We start from the raw sequence: 15739 nt of genomic DNA, 5'->3' as shown, positions 1-15739 counted from the left end.
CTAGTCTCCTCTGGTTTCTGTGACGCCCTCGGCTGCGAGGGCAGGTGATGCGGACGTGCGACCCTCCGCACCCGGGGGCGCGTCGGGTTCATCCCCCGGTGCGGGGGAAGCGGTGGCGGGCGCGCTCTTGCGGCGCGCCCGGAAGACGACGCCCGAGTAGGCCACGGCGGCGATGATGATGACTCCCTGCACGGCATCGCGCAGCGACGAGGGGATGCCGGCGATGTTCAGCAGCAGGAACAACGCCTCGAGGACGAACGCCCCTGCGACGGCGGCGACGATCCAGCCGCGCCCGCCGCCGAGGACGACCCCGCCCAGCACGACGGCGGTGATGGCGATGAACTCGTACCCGCGGCCGACCGAAGGATGCACGCCGGCATAGCCGACGAGCAGCACGCCCGAGAGGGTGGCCGACACCGCCGAGATGATGAACGCGCGCGTGGTCACCCACCACGAGCGCGCACCGGCATAGCGGGCGGCACGAGGGTTGTCGCCCAGGGCGATCAGGACCTTGCCGAAGGGCCGTCTGGTGACCCAGATGCCCAGCGCCAGCCAGCCGGCGAGGATCAGCACCGACCAGGGCAGGAAATCGATCAGCGGCAGATCACGGATGCCGCCGCGCCCGATCTGCCGGAAGCTGTCGGCGGGGTTGCCGGTGGCCGCTCCGCCGGTCCACCACATGACGCCGCCCAGCAGGGCCAGCATCATGCCGAGCGTCACGATGAACGAGGGCACCTTCAGCAGCGTGGTCAGCAGTCCGTTCACGAGACCCACCAGCGCGCCGAACACGACCATCAGCAGCAGCACGGGCACGGTGCGGGCATCGTCCTGCCCGACCAGGTTGCCGGCGATGATCACCTGCGCGGTGATGAGCGAGCCCTGTGACAGGTCGAACTCCCCCGCGATGATCACGAAGTACTGTCCGATCGCGACGATCGCCACCGGCGCGACCCGCTGGATGTAGCGCATGAGCTGCCCGGGCTCGGCGAAGCCGGGGTTCAAGATCGTGATGGCCACCAGCAGCACGACCAGCAGCAGGAACACCGCCCCGCGGGGGCTGATCAGGGTGCGCACGACGTTCATCGCCCGTCTCCCTCGCCCCGGTCGGTCTCGGCTGTGAGCGCCGCCGATGCCGCGGCCATGGCCGGTGCGGCGGCGAGGGCCGCGGCATCCCCTCCGGTGCGGGTGCCGCCCGGGCCGAACCGGGTACGGCGGCGCACGATCGCGCGGCGGCTGTAGACGGCGACGGCGGCGACGATGACGACACCGCGGACGACGTCCTTGAGGAACGGGTTGACCTGCATCACGCTCATGACGTTGTCGACGACCGCGAAGATCGCGACGCCGCCGATCGTGCCCCACACCGAGCCGCGGCCGCCGAGCAGCAGCGTGCCGCCGAGCACGACCGCGGCGATCGACAGCAGCGCGTACCCGCCCTGCTGGCCGACCGTGGGGCTTCCCACGCCGAGGCGGCTTGCCAGCAGCAGCCCGGCAAGCCCGGCGAACACCGAGCACAGCACGTGCGCGGCGATCAGCGGCGGGCGGGTGCGCACACCCGAGAGCCGTGCCACCTCGGGGTCGCCGCCGACGGCGAACAGGTGCGCACCGGTGCGGGTACGGTCCAGCAGGAACCAGACGAGCACTGCGAGCGCGATCATGATGATCGTCGACACCGGCACGGGCCCGATGCCGGTCGCCCCGAGCAGCTGGAAGTCCCACGGGACCGAGCCGGCGCTGCCCTGGAAGCTCGTGTTGAGCACGCCCTGCAGGATCAGTCCGACGCCGAGCGTGGCGATGAAGCCGTTGACCTTCAGCACGGTCACGATCAGGCCGTTCGCCAGCCCGATGCCGGCGCACACCAGCAACGTCAGCGTCACCGCCCAGGGGATGTTCGCAGGGTTCCCGGCCATCGTGGTCGCGCCGATGAGGCTCGCCAGACTCATCACATAGGTGACGGACAGATCGAGCGAGGCGCCCAGGACCACGAGGGTCTGCCCGATGGCGACGAGCCCCAGCACGCTCATGCCGGTGAGGATGTCGCGGATGTTCCCGGGGCTGAAGAAGCTGCGACCCTGGGTGGCGACGAGGATCGCGCCGACGACGATCGCCAGCAGCAGGATCGCCAGGACGATGACGGTCGAGTCGATGCGCAGGCGCTTCATGACCGCTCCTCCCCCGTCCGGGTGCGGGGGTCTTCGATGACGTCGGCGGCGGCCTCGGGCGTGCCCGTGGCTGCGGCGAGTACTTCGTGCTCCGCCGCGCCGGCGGGCAGCTCGGCGACGAGCTCGCCGTCGCGCATGACGAGGATGCGATCACTCATGCCGATCACCTCGGGCAGCTCGCTGGACACCATCAGCACGGCTCTGCCCTCGGCGGCCAGCTGCCGCATCAGCTGGTAGACAGCGACCTTCGCGCCGACGTCGATGCCGCGCGTCGGCTCGTCGAACAGGACGATCTGGGGCTCGGTCACAAGCCATTTGGCCAGCACGACCTTCTGCTGGTTGCCGCCGGAGAGATAGCGCACCTCCTGGTCCACGCCGCGGGCGCTGACCTCGAGGGAGGACAGGATGCCGGGGATCGACCGGCGGGACGCGACAGTGCGTCCGGCGAAGACGCTGCGCATCACCAGCAGCGCGTTGTCGAGCACGGACTGCCCGAGCGCGAGCCCCTGCGCCTTGCGGTCTTCGGTGACCAGCGCCACACCAGCCCGGACGGCCGCTCGCGCGCCCGTGAAGCGCACCGGCTTCCCATCCACTCGGACCGTACCGCGAGTGAAGGGATCCACGCCGAAGATCGCCTCGACCAGTTCGGTGCGGCCCGAGCCCTGCAGCCCGGCGACGCCGACGATCTCGCCGGCGCGCAGCGCGAGGCTCACCCCGTCGACGTACTCGTTGCCGCACGTCTCGAGCTCGAGGCGCACGTCACCGGTGACGGTGCCGTCGGCCGGCCCCGGGAAATAGGACTGGATCGGACGGCCCACCATGCGGCGGACGAGCTCACCGGTGGTCAGCGCAGCGGTGTCGTCGGTCGACACGAGCGCACCGTCCTTGAGGATGGTGATGCGGTCGCACAGCTCGAAGATCTCCTTGAGCCGGTGCGAGACGTAGATGACGGCCACACCGCGCGCGGTGAGGCGCCGCACGATCGCGTAGAGCAGCTCGACCTCGCGATCGCTGAGCGCCGCCGTCGGCTCGTCCATCGAGATGACCCGCGCGTCGAACGAGAGGGCCTTGACGATCTCGACGATCTGCTGCTCGGCGACGGTCAGCGACGCGACCCGGGCGGTCGGGTCGATGAACGTGACGCCCAGATCGTCCAGTAGTGCGCGGGCGCGGGTGATCATCTCCCGCTTGTCGACGAACCCGGCCCGCCGCGGCTCGCGGCCGAGGAACACGTTCTGCGCGACGGTGCGCTCGGGCAGCAGGGTGAACTCCTGGAAGACGGTGACCAATCCGGCATCCATCGCCTGGATCGGGTGCGTGAAGGACACCTCGCGGCCCTCGAGCTCGACGGTCCCCTCATCGGCGGTGTGCACGCCGGCGAGGATCTTCATGAGCGTCGACTTGCCGGCGCCGTTCTCGCCGACCAGACCGTGCACCTCGCCTCGGCGGACCTCGACGTCGATGCCCGACAGCACGCGCACGCCGAAGAAGCCCTTGCCGATCCCCCGCGCGCGCAGCACGACCTCGCCGGCGCCGGCGTGGGCGGCTGATCCGGCGAGCAGGGTGTCCTGATTCATCGGGGCACCTCGATCCACTGCCCGGTGGCCGCCGATGCCAGCACGGCCTCGGTGAGCACGGCGGCCCGCAGGCCGTCGGCGAAGGTCGGCAGGCCCTCTGGGTGGGCCCCTCCGACGGCGGCATAGACGTCGGCGACGAAGCTGTTGAACGCGTCTTGATATCCCATGGGGTGGCCGGCCGGCATCCGCTGCAGGCGCGCGGAGTCCGGCGACGCGGTGGCGGGATCGCGCAGCAGCACGCGCGATGAATCGCGGGCGCCGATCCAGAGCTCCTCGGGCCGCTCCTGTTCGAACCGCACGCTCTCGTTCGCACCGTGGAACTCGACGACCAGCGCGTTCTTGCGGCCGGCAGCCATCTGGCTCACCAGCGCCGTGCCCAGCGCCCCCGACTCGGTCTCGAACAGCACCGCGGCGACGTCTTCGTTGGTGACCTCGTGCGCACCCCGGCGGTCGAACACGCGGCGTGTGCGCGCCAGCAGCCGCGCCACCGGGTCGCCGGCCACGAACTCGATGAGGTCGAACAGGTGCGAGCCGATGTCGGCGAATGCGCGGGAGTCGCCGCCCGACGCCGCCCGGGTGCGCCAGTCGTCGTCGCCGGGCAGGAGCATCCAGTCCTGCAGATACGCGCAGTCGATCGTCAGCAGTGCGCCGAGGTCGCCGCGCGCGATGCGGGCGCGGGCTTCGCGGACCATGGGGTGGTAGCGGTAGACGAACGGGACCGCGCCGACCACCCCTCGCCGTGCGGCGGCCTCGACGAGGTCCCGCGCGTCGTCGACGCGGGTCGCCAGGGGCTTCTCACACACGACATGATGGCCGGCTTCGATCGCGGTGAGCGCCAGCGACGCGTGGGTCGCGTTGGGGGTGCAGACGTGGACGACATCGAGATCGGATGCCGCGAGCAGAGCCTGCGCGTCCTGCTCGGCCCGCTCGTAGCCGAGGTCGCGGGCGGCGGTGGCGGAGCCAGCGGGGGTGGAGGTCGCGATGCCGGCCAGCTGGGCGCCGGCCGCGCGCGCTGCCGCAGTGTGGACCCGCGCCATGAACCCGCCGCCGAGGACTCCGGTGCGGATCGTCCCGACGCCGGTGTCGGTGACATCCGTTGTCATGCGGCGATTCTGACATGACTCACCCGACTTTTGCTAGAGCAAAATCAAAAGTCACAGTTTCGTTATTCGTAAGTCGCACACACATCGGCAGGAGTCGCTGTGATTTACTGTGGCCATGGTCGATGCCGTCCGCGCCACGGGAGCGCCTGTCTCGGGGGCCGGCGAGATCTTCCAGATCCTCCGCGACGGCCGCGCGCGCACGAAGGCCGAGCTGGCCAACCTCACCGGCCTGGCACGGTCGACCGTCTCGAACCGCGTCGACGCGCTGCTGGCCTCGGGCCTGGTCCGGCCCGCCGGCGAAGCGGTGTCGACCGGCGGCAGGCCCCCGGCCCGCGTCGCATTCAACCCGCTCGCCGGCTACGTCCTCGCTGCCGACCTCGGCGCCACACACGCCACGGTGGCCATCGCCGACCTCACGGGCCGGATCGTCGCGTCGCGCACGCATCCTCTCGACATCGCCGCCGGGCCGGAGACCGTCCTCGACGTCGTCATCGCCGAAGGCGGGGCTCTCCTCGATGCGGAGACCGACGCCCGCGCACGACTGGCCGGCGTGGGCATCGGCGTCCCCGGACCGGTGGAGCACTCCACCGGACGGCCCACCAATCCGCCGATCATGCCGGGCTGGGACCGCTTCGACATCCCGCGGTACGTCCAGGGCAGCTTCGACGTACCGGTGCTCGTCGACAACGACGTCAACATCCTCGCGCTGGGCGAGCAGTCCGTCGGCTGGCCCGGGATCGCCGATCTGGTCTTCGTGAAGGTCGCGACCGGCATCGGCGCAGGCATCATCTCGGGCGGGACGCTGCAGCGCGGCGCCCAGGGCTCGGCCGGCGACATGGGGCACGTGCAGGTGCCGTACAGCCATGACTCGCCCCGGCCCGCCGGTGACGAGCGCGACCTCGAGGCGATCGCCAGCGGAACGGCGATCGCCGCAGAGCTGCGCTCCCAGGGGATCGCCGCGGCAGGCAGCGCGGACGTCGTCGACCTCGTGCGCAGCGGACACCCGGCGGCCATCGCGGCGACCCGTCAGGCCGGCCGTGAGGTCGGCGAGGTCTTATCGACCGTCGTCAACATGCTCAACCCCTCCATCATCGTGCTCGGCGGCAGCGTGGCCCGCGCCGGCGAGCATCTGCTGGCGGGCGTGCGTGAAGTCGTCTACCGCCGCTCGATCCCGCTGGCGACGCAGCACCTCGGCATCGTGCAATCGCAGGGTGGCGAGACGGCGGGCGTCATGGGGGCGGCCATCATGGTGATCCAGCAGGTGCTGTCGCCTGCGAGCGTCGACGCGCGGGGCGCACGCGCATAGCGGTCGTCGCGGTGTCGCACCACCGGCGTAACACATCCGAAACCCGGACCGGGTTGACTTGGCTGTGCCGGTCACGAGGCCGGGACGCGAAGGAGGGCCCGATGCGATTTCGGCCGTTGCACCCGGCATCCGTGCCGCCGACCGTTGCCGTCGCCCCGCCCCCGCCGACCATGCGGGCGGTGGTCTTCTCCGCCCCCGGCGACGTGAGCGTGCTGGGCGAGGCCGAGATCGCCACGCCGTCTCCGGTGATCAGCGAGCTGCTCGTGCGCGTGGTCGCCGCGGGCATCAACCCCATCGACGCCAAGACCCGCGCCGGGCGCGGCACCTTCGGTGCGATCGACGCTCTCCCCAGCACCCTGGGCTTCGACTTCAGCGGGGTGGTCGTCAGATCTCCCGACGAATCGCACGCGCTGCAGCCGGGCACGGAGGTGTTCGGCATGGTCCCGTTCCCCCGCTCCGGCGGCACGTACGCCGAGTACACGGTCGTGCCCACGCTGTCGGTGGCGCGCAAGCCGGCTTCGCTGTCGCACGTCGAGGCGGCCGGGGTGCCGCTGGCCGCCCTCACCGCGTGGGGGCTCGTGGTCGAGACCGCCCGCGCGCACGAGGGGCAGCGCGTTCTGATCCACGCCGGGGCCGGCGGCGTGGGCCACTTCGCCGTTCAGCTGGCCGCCTACTTCGGCGCGCACGTGACGGCCACGGGCTCCGAGCGCAATCTGGCGTGGCTGCGCAAGCTGGGAGCGCACGAGGTCATCGACTACGCCACGACGCGGTTCGAGGACGCGCTGCACGATGTCGACGTGGTGATCGACCTCGTCGGCAACGTGCACGACGAGACCGGCACCCGCTCGCTCGGGGTGCTGCGCCCCGGCGGCCTGTACATCATGGTGCCCACCGGCGCGTTCCCCGACTACGTTGCCGCCGCCGCCACCGCGGGCGTGCGGGCGACGCAGCACAAGGTGGTCCCCGATGGCGCAGCCCTGGCCACGATCGCCCGGCTGCTCGATTCCGGCGGTGTCCAGGTGTACGTCGACAAGGTCTTCGATCTGGTGGATGCCGGTGCCGCACACGCCGAAATCGAGCGCGGTCACACGCGCGGCAAGATCGTACTCCGAGTCAGCGACGACTGAGACGGTCACACCACCAGGACACGACGCCCCTCCGCCACGATCTCGTCGGCGACGGCATCCAGCACCGGCGAACGCAGGTTCCACTGCTGCCAGTAGAGCGGCACGTCGACCGGCGGCCCGCCCAGCAGCACGAGTTCATTCGCGTCCAGCGCCGCCTGCGACTGCAGTCGCGGCAGCAGCGCCCAGCCCAGTCCGAGCCGCGTCGCGGCCGCGAAGTCGTGCGACGCGGGCACGAAGTGGCGTGGCGGCCGCGACGGATCGACCCCGCGCGCGGTGAGCCACTGCCGCTGCAGGTCGTCTCGGCGGTCGAAATCGATCAGCGGGGCCGCGGCGAGGCTCCGCTCGCGGTCGGGGCCGCTCAGCCACGTGCCGACGTATGCGGGGGTCGCCACGGCTTCGTAGCGCAGCACCCCGAGGGAGCTGACGGCGCACCCCGACACCGGCTCGGCGCGCGAGGTCACCGCCCCCATCACCGTGCCCGATTCGAGCAGGCCCGCGGTGAAGTCCTGGTCGTCGCGGTGCAGGTCGAAGACGAGTGGATACCGCGATGCCAGCCGCGCGAGCGGTGCGAGGAACCAGGTGGCCAGCGAGTCGGCGTTGACCGCAAGCGGCACGGAGACCCGAGCGTCATCCGCGCCGCCGAGCTCGGCGAGCGCATCGTGCTCGAGCAGCGACAGCTGGCGCGCATAGCGGACGATCGCGTGCGCCGCGTCGGTGGGCCGGACCGGCTTCGAGCGGACCAGCAGTACTCGCCCCACCTGCTCCTCGAGAGCTTTGATGCGCTGGCTGACCGCCGAGGGGGTGATATGGAGACGTCGCGCAGCGGAATCCAGGCTGCCCTCATCGAGGACGACGACCAGGGTCTCGGCGAGCTCGGCGGACAATCGCAACGTAAGCGCTCCTAATGCGGGAAAAGAATTCTGAGCTGGACTGTATCAGTGCGTGAACGTAGCGTCTGGGTGTGCTCCCTTCCGCAATCGCCGGCCTCGGCCTCGGGCTGTCGCTGATCATCGCGATCGGCGCGCAGAACCTGTTCGTCCTGCGCCAGGGTGTGCGCCGGGAGTACGCGCTCACGGTCGCGGCCGTGTGCGCGGTGTCGGACGCCATCCTCATCGTTCTCGGTGTCTCCGGTCTGGGCCTCGTGCTGCACACGGCGCCGTGGGCCATCGACGTCGTGCGATGGGCGGGCGCGCTGTTCCTCGCCGGGTACGCCGTTCTGGCGGCGCGGCGCGCGATGCGTCCGACCGGTTCAGCTCTCACCGTCGTCGCCGAGACAGCGACGGCGACGACCGCCGCAGCCGTGATCCTGACCTGCCTCGCGCTCACCTGGCTGAACCCGCACGTCTACCTCGACACCGTGTTCCTGCTGGGCTCGGTCGCCAGCACGCACGGCGACGCGCGCTGGTGGTTCGCGGCCGGTGCGGTCGTGGCATCGTTCCTCTGGTTCTTCGGTCTCGCCCTGGGCGCGCGCTGGCTCGGCGGGTGGCTGGCCACCCCGCGCGCCTGGCGGATCCTCGACGGTGTCATCGCCGTCGTGATGCTCGCCCTCGCGGTCTCACTCGTCCTCCCCCGTTGACGAAAAGACGCTCACGTCCCCTCGATCTGCGCCTTCCGCGCCCGCACGAGCGCACGGATCGTGGCGTCGGGCAGCGGCGCATCGGGGGAGAACCGGATCGTCCCCTTGGCCGAGTCGACCCCGTCGAGCAGCTCGGCGATCTCGTTGATCGCGGCCGGACTGAACGGGTAGACGCCGACGTGCTGCTTGGCGCGCATGAGAGAGAGCAGCGCCTTGCCGCGGTAGGTGAGCGCCGGCATCCCGTACCCGAGCCCCTGCTCCGCGTCGGGAACCTCTTCCCGGGCGATGTCGTAGGCGTGGCCGATGACGGCCGCATCCAGCGGATCGAGCCCGGCGAGGTAGTCGTCGATGGTTCCCATGGCGGCATCCTGTCATCTTCCGGACGGCCGCGACAGGATGGAGGCATGAGACGCGTGCACGTGATCGTCCACGGAGACGTCCAGGGCGTGGGCTACCGCTACACGATGCGGATGGTCGCGCGTGAGGCCGGCGTCCACGGATGGGTCCGCAATCGCCGCGACGGGACCGTCGAGGCCGAGGTCGAGGGCACCGACGTGCAGGTCGACGAGGTGCTCGCCTGGATGGCCGAAGGCCCGCCCGGGTCGCGGGTCGCCTCGGCGCAGGTGACCGATGCCGAGGCCACCGGCGCGCGCGGCTTCGAGGTGCTGCCGACGGCGTGAGCCGCGGCATCCGTCCACGACGAGAGGCCCCACCCGAAGGTGAGGCCTCTCGTTATGCGACGGATGTCAGCCGATGGCGTTGACGTCCAGCGGGATGCCGGGACCGAACGTGGTCGACAGCGCACCCTTCTGGATGTAGCGGCCCTTCGCGCTCGACGGCTTCAGACGGACGATCTCCTCGAGAGCGGCCTTGAAGTTCTCGTCCAGCTGTTCGGCCGTGAACGAGGCCTTGCCGACGATGAAGTGCACGTTGGCGTGCTTGTCGACGCGGAACTCGATCTTGCCGCCCTTGATCTCCTCGACGGCCTTGGCCGGGTTGGGGGTCACGGTGCCGGTCTTGGGGTTCGGCATGAGGCCACGGGGACCGAGGACCTTGCCGAGACGCCCGACCTGGCCCATGAGCTCAGGGGTCGAGACCGCGGCGTCGAAATCGGTCCAGCCGCCCGACACCTTCTCGATGAGCTCGGCGCCGCCGACCTCGTCCGCACCCGCGGCGATCGCGGCCTCAGCGGCCGGACCCGTCGCGAACACGATGACGCGGGCGGTCTTGCCGGTGCCGTGCGGCAGCATGACGGTGCCGCGGACCATCTGGTCGGCCTTGCGCGGATCGACCGCGAGCTTGAGGGCGACCTCGACGGTGGAGTCGAACTTCTTCGAGCCGGTCTCCTTCGCGAGGACGACCGCCTCGGTGGACGTGTAGAACTTGTCGCGGTCGATCTTCGCCGCGGCAGCTTCGTAAACCTTGGACTTGGCCATTGTCGTTATCCCCTCAGCCCTCAACCGTGATGCCCATGGAGCGGGCGGTGCCGGCGATGATCTTCGAGGCGGCCTCGAGGTCGTTCGCGTTCAGATCGGGCTGCTTGGTCTGCGCGATCTCGCGCACCTGGTCCTTGGTGAGCTTGGCCACCTTGGTCGTGTGCGGGGTCGACGAGCCCTTGGCGACGCCGGCGGCCTTCTTGATGAGCTCCGCGGCCGGCGGGGTCTTCAGGATGAACGTGAAGCTGCGGTCCTCGTAGACGGTGATCTCCACGGGGATGACGTTGCCGCGCTGCGACTCGGTCGCGGCGTTGTACGCCTTGCAGAACTCCATGATGTTGACGCCATGCTGACCGAGCGCGGGCCCGATCGGCGGCGCCGGGTTGGCGGCGCCGGCGTTGATCTGAAGCTTGATCAGGCCGGTCACCTTCTTCTTCGGTGCCATTCTCTTTCCTTTCCTCGAGTGGATGCCGGTGGCATCCCTCTCCCGCACGCTCGGCATCTCCGAGCAGCGGTGTCCCCGGCACAGCCGGGAAGTCTCACACCATCTTGGTGACCTGGTCGAACGACAGCTCGACCGGGGTCTCGCGCTCGAACAGCGAGACGAGGACCGTGAGCTTGCCGCTCTCGGGCTTGATCTCGCTGATCGTGCCGGGCAGGCCGGCGAAGGAGCCTTCCTTGATGGTGATGGTCTCGCCGACCTCGAAGTCGACCTCGGCCGGCAGCGCGCGGGGCTGCGTCGCAGCACCCTTGGCCGCACCGCCCTTGGCCGGGGCGACCTCCTTGGCCTCGACGAGCGACTTCAGCATGTTGAAGGCCTCTTCGAAGCGCAGCGGGGTCGGGTTGTGGGCGTTGCCGACGAAGCCGGTGACGCCGGGAGTGTGGCGCACGACCGACCAGGTGTCTTCGTTCAGCTCCATGCGCACGAGCACGTAGCCGGGGATCCGGACGCGCGTGACCATCTTGCGCTGGCCGTTCTTGATCTCGACGACGTCTTCGAGGGGAACCTCGACCTGGTAGATGTCCTCTTCGACCTCGAGCGTCGACTTGCGCTGCTCGATGTTGGCCTTCACCTTGCGCTCGAAGCCGGCGTAGGAGTGGATGACGTACCACTTGCCCGGGAGCACGCGCAGGTCGGCGCGGAACGCCTCGTACGGGTCTTCGGGCTCTTCGTCGGCGTCGGCCTCGTCATCGCCGCCCACCTCGGGGCCGTCGTAGGGAGTGACCTCTTCAGCGGCCTGCGCGGCGCGATCGGCGGTCTCTTCGGCGAGGGAGTCGTTAAGCACCTCGGCGGCGGCCTCGGCCTCTGCTGCCTGGTCGATCTCGAGTGCGTCGTTCACGATCGCATCTGCCTCCGGGTCGTCGATGTCGATGTCGTCGAGGTCGGCGTCGGTGTCATCGCCGCCCTCGGTGTCCACGACGTGCACCGCCGTGTGCTCGGGCGCCTCGGCCGAGCGCTCCTGGTCGGCGAGGATGTTGCCCTCCTGGGCCTCGTCATCCTCGCTCGACTGCTCGGCAGCGGTCGCCCAGTCGGCGTCGTCGACATATCTTTCAGACACTTGCGTTCTCTTCCATTGGTGGTCTGGATGCCCGTCGTTTCCATCCCGCGGGCGAGCTCACGAGGAACTCAGCGCGGGACGCCGAAGACGATCTCCACGACCCACGTGAACAGCAGGTCGAGGCCGTAGACGAAGCCCATCATGACGGCGACGAACCCGAGGACGACACCCGTGAACTTCAGGAGCTCCTGTCGGGTCGGGGTGACGACCTTGCGGAGCTCGGCGAAGACCTGACGGATGAACAGTGCGATCCGCTGGAAGAAGTTCAGCTTCTTCTCTCGGGTCGCCCCGCCTGCCGCGACGATCTCGCCGTTCGGCTCATCCTGGACCATTCAACCCACCTGTGTGATGTGTTCCGTGCCAGCACGCTGCTGGCGCGTGGTGCCAGCGTGACCGCTGGCGCGCGCAGGGCGGACAGGAATCGAACCTGCAACCTGCGGTTTTGGAGACCGCTGCTCTGCCAATTGAGCTACCGCCCTAAGATCTCTCGATCCCGGGTGTCCACACTTCTACCGTAACCATTTTCAGGGGGTTCCCGATCCGCGGGCACGGCAAAAGAATGCAGACAACTGCATCGTCAAGTGTACGTCATGCCCGGCGGGCGACGCGAATCTGAGCGGATGCCACAGGCCCCGCCGTCAGTACTGCTGGATGCCGTAGCGGTCGGGCTCTTCGCTGCGGACGAACGCGCGCCCCGACAGCGACGTCGGCACGATGCGCACATAGTTGTACTTCAGGGTGGGGATCCACGGCTTCAGCGGCAGCGCATCGGCGGCCTGCACCTCGTCGTTGGTGCGCAGCCGGCGCGCGTGCCCGCGGACGACGACGCTCCACGCATCGGTCTCGGTGTGCGCGTCGACCTCGAAGAGCACCTCGTCGTTGATCGTGAGCTCGGTGAGCTTGCTGCCCTCCGCCGTCCGGAAGACGATCGTGCCGTCGTCGACGACGAAGTTCACCGGGAAGACGTCGAGCACCTCACCGACGTGCGTGACCAGTCGGCCCAGGGCCTCGCCGGAGATGTGGTCCCAGCAGTCCTGGTCGGTCAACCGCTGGACGACCTCTGTGTTCTCGTCCATACCCCCATCTTGCCCGTCCCCGGCGCGGGAAGCGAACGGTGTCTCACGCCGTGCGAATCAGCTTCTTGTTGACGAACTCGTCCGCGCCCAGCAGCCCAAGTTCGCGCCCGGTGCCGCTGCGCTTCACGCCTCCGAACGGCAGGCCCGCCTCGTCGGCGAGGACGAGATTCACGAACACCATCCCCGCCTCGATGCGCTCCGCAACGCGCTGCGCCTGCGCCGGATCGGTGGTGAACAGATACGAGCCCAGCCCGAACGGCGTGTCGTTCGCGATCCGCACCGCGTCGTCCTCGTCGTCGGCGCGGTAGACGACCCCGACCGGGCCGAACAGCTCTTCCCGGTACGCGTTCATCGACGCGGTCACACCGGTCAGCACGGTCGGCGCGAAGAAGGCGCGATCGCGCGTGCCGCCGGTCACCACCCGCGCGCCTTCGGCCACGGCATCCTGCACCTGATGCTCGAGGCGCTCGGCCGCTGCCAGCGACGACAGCGGCCCGAGCACGACGTCGTCGAACGGGTCGCCGACGGTGGCGGCGGCCATCGCGTCGGAGAACTTCTCGACGAAGGCGTCGTAGAGGCCGGATGCCACGATGAAGCGCTTCGCAGCGTTGCACGACTGTCCGGTGTTGTCGAGCCGGGCATCGACGGCCTGTGCGACGACGGCATCGAGGTCGTCGGTCGACAGCACGATGAACGGATCGGAGCCGCCCAGCTCGAGCGCCACCTTCTTCAGGTTGCGGCCGGCGACCTCTGCGACGGCGGCGCCGGCGCGCTCGGATCCGGTGACCGACGCCCCGCGCACGCGCGGGTCGGCGACGACCGCGGCGGCCTGATCGTGCGACAGGTAGAGGTTCACGTAGGCGCCGCGCGGGAAGCCGGCGTCGTCGTAGATGCGCGCGATCGCGGCGGCCGACGCCGGGCACTGCTCGGCGTGCTTGAGGATGATGGTGTTGCCCATCGCCAGGTTGGGCGCGGTGAAGCGGGCCACCTGGTAGTACGGGAAGTTCCACGGCATCACGCCCAGCAGGGCGCCCAGCGGTGTGCGGCGGATCACCGCGGCGCCATCGCCGTCGATGGGCACCGCCGTGTCGGCGGTGATCTCGTCGATGTGGTCGGCGTAGTACTCGGTGATGTCGGCGGCGAAGTCGACCTCACCGAGCGCCGCCTCGAGGGTTTTGCCCATCTCACGCACGATGATCTCCGCCAGCTCGTCACGGCGGTCGCGATGCAGCTGCGCGGCCGCGCGGAGCAGGCCGGCTCGGTCGGCGGTGGCCGAGGTGCGACCCCAGCCCTGAGCTGCGGCGTGCGCATCGGCGATGCCCTGTTCGACCTCGGCGTCGGTGGCCAGCGGATACGTGGCGAGCTGCTCGCCGGTGGCGGGGTTGGTGACGGTGTAGCCGGTCATGGATCCTCCAGTTTCGGGCGCGGGTTGCGCGCCGGTGTCACGCCGCCGCGAGGGATGCCGCGACGACGTCGAGTCCTTCGTGAAGCAGCGCGTCGTCGATCGACAGCGGCGGCAGGAACCGCAGCACGTTGCCGAACGTGCCGCAGGTGAGCACGATCACGCCGTCGGCGATGCACGCACGTGCGACGGCGGCCGCGAGCGCGGCATCGGGCGCGCCGGTGCCGGGGTGGACGAACTCGGCAGCGACCATCGCACCCCGCCCGCGCACGTCGCCCAGGCGCGGATCGGTGGACTGGATGCCGGTGAGCCGGCCGGCCAGAATCTCCCCGATCGCCACGGCCCGCCCCGGCAGATTCTCGGTCTCGTAGACGTCGAGAGCAGCCAGCGCCGCGGCGCACGCGACGGGGTTGCCGCCGTAGGTGCCGCCCAGCCCGCCGGGGTGCGCGGCATCCATGAGCTCGGCGCGGCCGGTGACCGCCGACAGCGGGAATCCGGCAGCGATCCCCTTCGCGGTCGCGACGAGGTCGGGCACGACGCCGAACTGCTCGCTGGCGAACATCGTCCCGGTGCGGGCGAACCCGGTCTGCACCTCGTCGGCGACGAACACGACGCCGTTCGCGCGACACCAGTCGGCGAGCGCGGGAAGGAATCCGTCGGCGGGCACGATGAACCCGCCCTCGCCCTGGATGGGCTCGATGACGATGGCGGCGAGGCTCTCGGCGCCGACCTGCTTCTCGATGAGCGTGATCGCGCGCGCCGCGGCATCCACCCCCGACAGCGCGTCCCGGAACGGATACGACCCGGGCGCGCGGTACACCTCGGGGGCGAACGGGCCGAAGCCGCGCTTGTAGGGCATCGCCTTGGCGGTGAGGGCCATGGTGAGGTTCGTGCGCCCGTGGTAGCCGTGATCGAACGCGACCACGGCGGGGCGCCCGGTGGCCGAGCGGGCGATCTTGACGGCGTTCTCGACGGCCTCGGCACCCGAGTTGAACAGCGCCGTCTTCTTGGCGTGATCGCCGGGGGTGAGCCGGTTCAGCGCCTCGGCGACGGCGATGTAACCCTCGTAGGGCGAGATCATGAAGCAGGTGTGCGAGAAGCGGGCGACCTGCTCCTGCACCGCGGCGACGACCTTCGGATGCCCGTTGCCGACGGTGGTGACCGCAATGCCCGAGCCGAGGTCGATGAGCGAGTTGCCGTCGGCGTCGACGACGACGCCTCCGCCGGCGGCGACCGCCGCGATCGGCACCGTGTGCGCCACGCCGGCGGCCACGGCATCGCTCTTCCGCGCGAGGATCGCCTGCGAGGCAGGACCGGGCAGGGCGGTGACCAGACGCCGTCGCTGGGGCAGGCCGGGCCCGCCGGCAGCGACCGTGTCGTCGACAGTGACGCTCATGCTCCGAGCGTAGCCGTCC

17 protein-coding genes and 1 tRNA gene are annotated in these 15739 nt (G+C 70.1%); 4 read left to right on the top strand and 14 right to left on the bottom strand.

The genetic code is table 11. The features are described from left to right. From BKA10_RS00645 to BKA10_RS00630, 4 genes are read right to left on the bottom strand one after another with little or no spacing between them, the layout of a single operon-like run. On the bottom strand, window positions 1–1083 hold the full coding sequence (locus BKA10_RS00645; protein ID WP_183498003.1) for an ABC transporter permease: 1083 nt from the start codon (window positions 1081–1083) through the stop codon (window positions 1–3). Next, window positions 1080–2162, bottom strand: coding sequence for an ABC transporter permease (locus tag BKA10_RS00640; protein WP_183498002.1), 1083 nt, complete (start codon window positions 2160–2162; stop codon window positions 1080–1082). The genes BKA10_RS00645 and BKA10_RS00640 overlap by 4 nt, the downstream gene beginning before the upstream one ends. Continuing rightward, window positions 2159–3739, bottom strand: a complete 1581-nt coding sequence (locus tag BKA10_RS00635) for a sugar ABC transporter ATP-binding protein (RefSeq protein ID WP_183498000.1) — start codon at window positions 3737–3739, stop codon at window positions 2159–2161. Before BKA10_RS00635 ends, BKA10_RS00640 begins: the two co-directional genes overlap by 4 nt. After that, a complete protein-coding gene (locus BKA10_RS00630) occupies window positions 3736–4842 on the bottom strand; it encodes a Gfo/Idh/MocA family protein (protein WP_183497998.1) in 1107 nt (368 codons plus the stop codon). The genes BKA10_RS00635 and BKA10_RS00630 overlap by 4 nt, the downstream gene beginning before the upstream one ends. Window positions 4843–4957: 115 nt before the next feature. On the opposite strand from BKA10_RS00630, the gene BKA10_RS00625 reads away from it, so the two are divergent. Both BKA10_RS00625 and BKA10_RS00620 read left to right on the top strand, forming a co-directional pair. Then, window positions 4958–6148 (top strand): ROK family transcriptional regulator, encoded by a 1191-nt coding sequence (locus BKA10_RS00625; protein ID WP_183497996.1) that lies wholly within the window; start codon window positions 4958–4960, stop codon window positions 6146–6148. Window positions 6149–6249: 101 nt separating this feature from the next. Further along, window positions 6250–7275, top strand: a complete 1026-nt coding sequence (locus BKA10_RS00620) for an NADP-dependent oxidoreductase (RefSeq protein WP_183497994.1) — start codon at window positions 6250–6252, stop codon at window positions 7273–7275. Window positions 7276–7280: 5 nt separating this feature from the next. On the opposite strand, the gene BKA10_RS00615 is transcribed toward BKA10_RS00620, so the two are convergent. Continuing rightward, on the bottom strand, window positions 7281–8165 hold the full coding sequence (locus tag BKA10_RS00615) for a LysR family transcriptional regulator ArgP (RefSeq protein WP_183497992.1): 885 nt from the start codon (window positions 8163–8165) through the stop codon (window positions 7281–7283). Between the two features lie 71 nt (window positions 8166–8236). Here BKA10_RS00615 and BKA10_RS00610 point away from each other — a divergent pair, with 71 nt between their 5' ends. Beyond that, window positions 8237–8851, top strand: a complete 615-nt coding sequence (locus BKA10_RS00610) for a LysE family transporter (protein WP_183497990.1) — start codon at window positions 8237–8239, stop codon at window positions 8849–8851. Between the two features lie 11 nt (window positions 8852–8862). Here BKA10_RS00610 and BKA10_RS00605 read toward each other — a convergent pair whose 3' ends face one another. Beyond that, a complete protein-coding gene (locus BKA10_RS00605; protein WP_183497988.1) occupies window positions 8863–9210 on the bottom strand; it encodes an iron chaperone in 348 nt (115 codons plus the stop codon). Window positions 9211–9255: 45 nt separating this feature from the next. Here BKA10_RS00605 and BKA10_RS00600 point away from each other — a divergent pair, with 45 nt between their 5' ends. After that, complete coding sequence (locus BKA10_RS00600) at window positions 9256–9531, top strand: acylphosphatase (RefSeq protein ID WP_183497986.1); 276 nt, start codon at window positions 9256–9258, stop codon at window positions 9529–9531. A 66-nt stretch (window positions 9532–9597) separates the two neighbouring features. Here the strand turns inward: BKA10_RS00600 and rplA are convergent, their stop codons facing one another. From rplA to gabT, 8 genes are all read right to left on the bottom strand, one after another. Next, window positions 9598–10287: a 50S ribosomal protein L1 gene (gene rplA, locus BKA10_RS00595; protein ID WP_183497984.1), complete on the bottom strand. Its 690-nt coding sequence runs from the start codon at window positions 10285–10287 to the stop codon at window positions 9598–9600. A gap of 13 nt (window positions 10288–10300) precedes the next feature. Next, window positions 10301–10732, bottom strand: coding sequence for a 50S ribosomal protein L11 (gene rplK, locus BKA10_RS00590; RefSeq protein ID WP_183497982.1), 432 nt, complete (start codon window positions 10730–10732; stop codon window positions 10301–10303). Window positions 10733–10826: 94 nt separating this feature from the next. Then, entirely contained in the window at window positions 10827–11846 is a 1020-nt protein-coding gene (nusG, locus tag BKA10_RS00585) for a transcription termination/antitermination protein NusG (protein ID WP_183497980.1), read from the bottom strand. Window positions 11847–11914: 68 nt separating this feature from the next. After that, complete coding sequence (gene secE / locus BKA10_RS00580) at window positions 11915–12178, bottom strand: preprotein translocase subunit SecE (RefSeq protein WP_183497978.1); 264 nt, start codon at window positions 12176–12178, stop codon at window positions 11915–11917. A 74-nt stretch (window positions 12179–12252) separates the two neighbouring features. Next, window positions 12253–12325: transfer RNA gene (locus BKA10_RS00575), tRNA-Trp, on the bottom strand. Window positions 12326–12484: 159 nt separating this feature from the next. Beyond that, window positions 12485–12922, bottom strand: coding sequence for a pyridoxamine 5'-phosphate oxidase family protein (locus tag BKA10_RS00570; protein WP_183497976.1), 438 nt, complete (start codon window positions 12920–12922; stop codon window positions 12485–12487). Window positions 12923–12965: 43 nt separating this feature from the next. Beyond that, window positions 12966–14327: an NAD-dependent succinate-semialdehyde dehydrogenase gene (locus tag BKA10_RS00565; protein WP_183497974.1), complete on the bottom strand. Its 1362-nt coding sequence runs from the start codon at window positions 14325–14327 to the stop codon at window positions 12966–12968. A 37-nt stretch (window positions 14328–14364) separates the two neighbouring features. Beyond that, a complete protein-coding gene (gabT, locus tag BKA10_RS00560) occupies window positions 14365–15720 on the bottom strand; it encodes a 4-aminobutyrate--2-oxoglutarate transaminase (RefSeq protein ID WP_183497972.1) in 1356 nt (451 codons plus the stop codon). Window positions 15721–15739 lie beyond the last annotated feature (19 nt).

Source organism: Microbacterium invictum, from assembly GCF_014197265.1.
GTDB classification, from domain to species: domain Bacteria; phylum Actinomycetota; class Actinomycetes; order Actinomycetales; family Microbacteriaceae; genus Microbacterium; species Microbacterium invictum.
The sequence above is the reverse complement of the archived record's forward strand: the minus strand, read 5'-3'. Positions and strand labels throughout refer to the sequence as shown.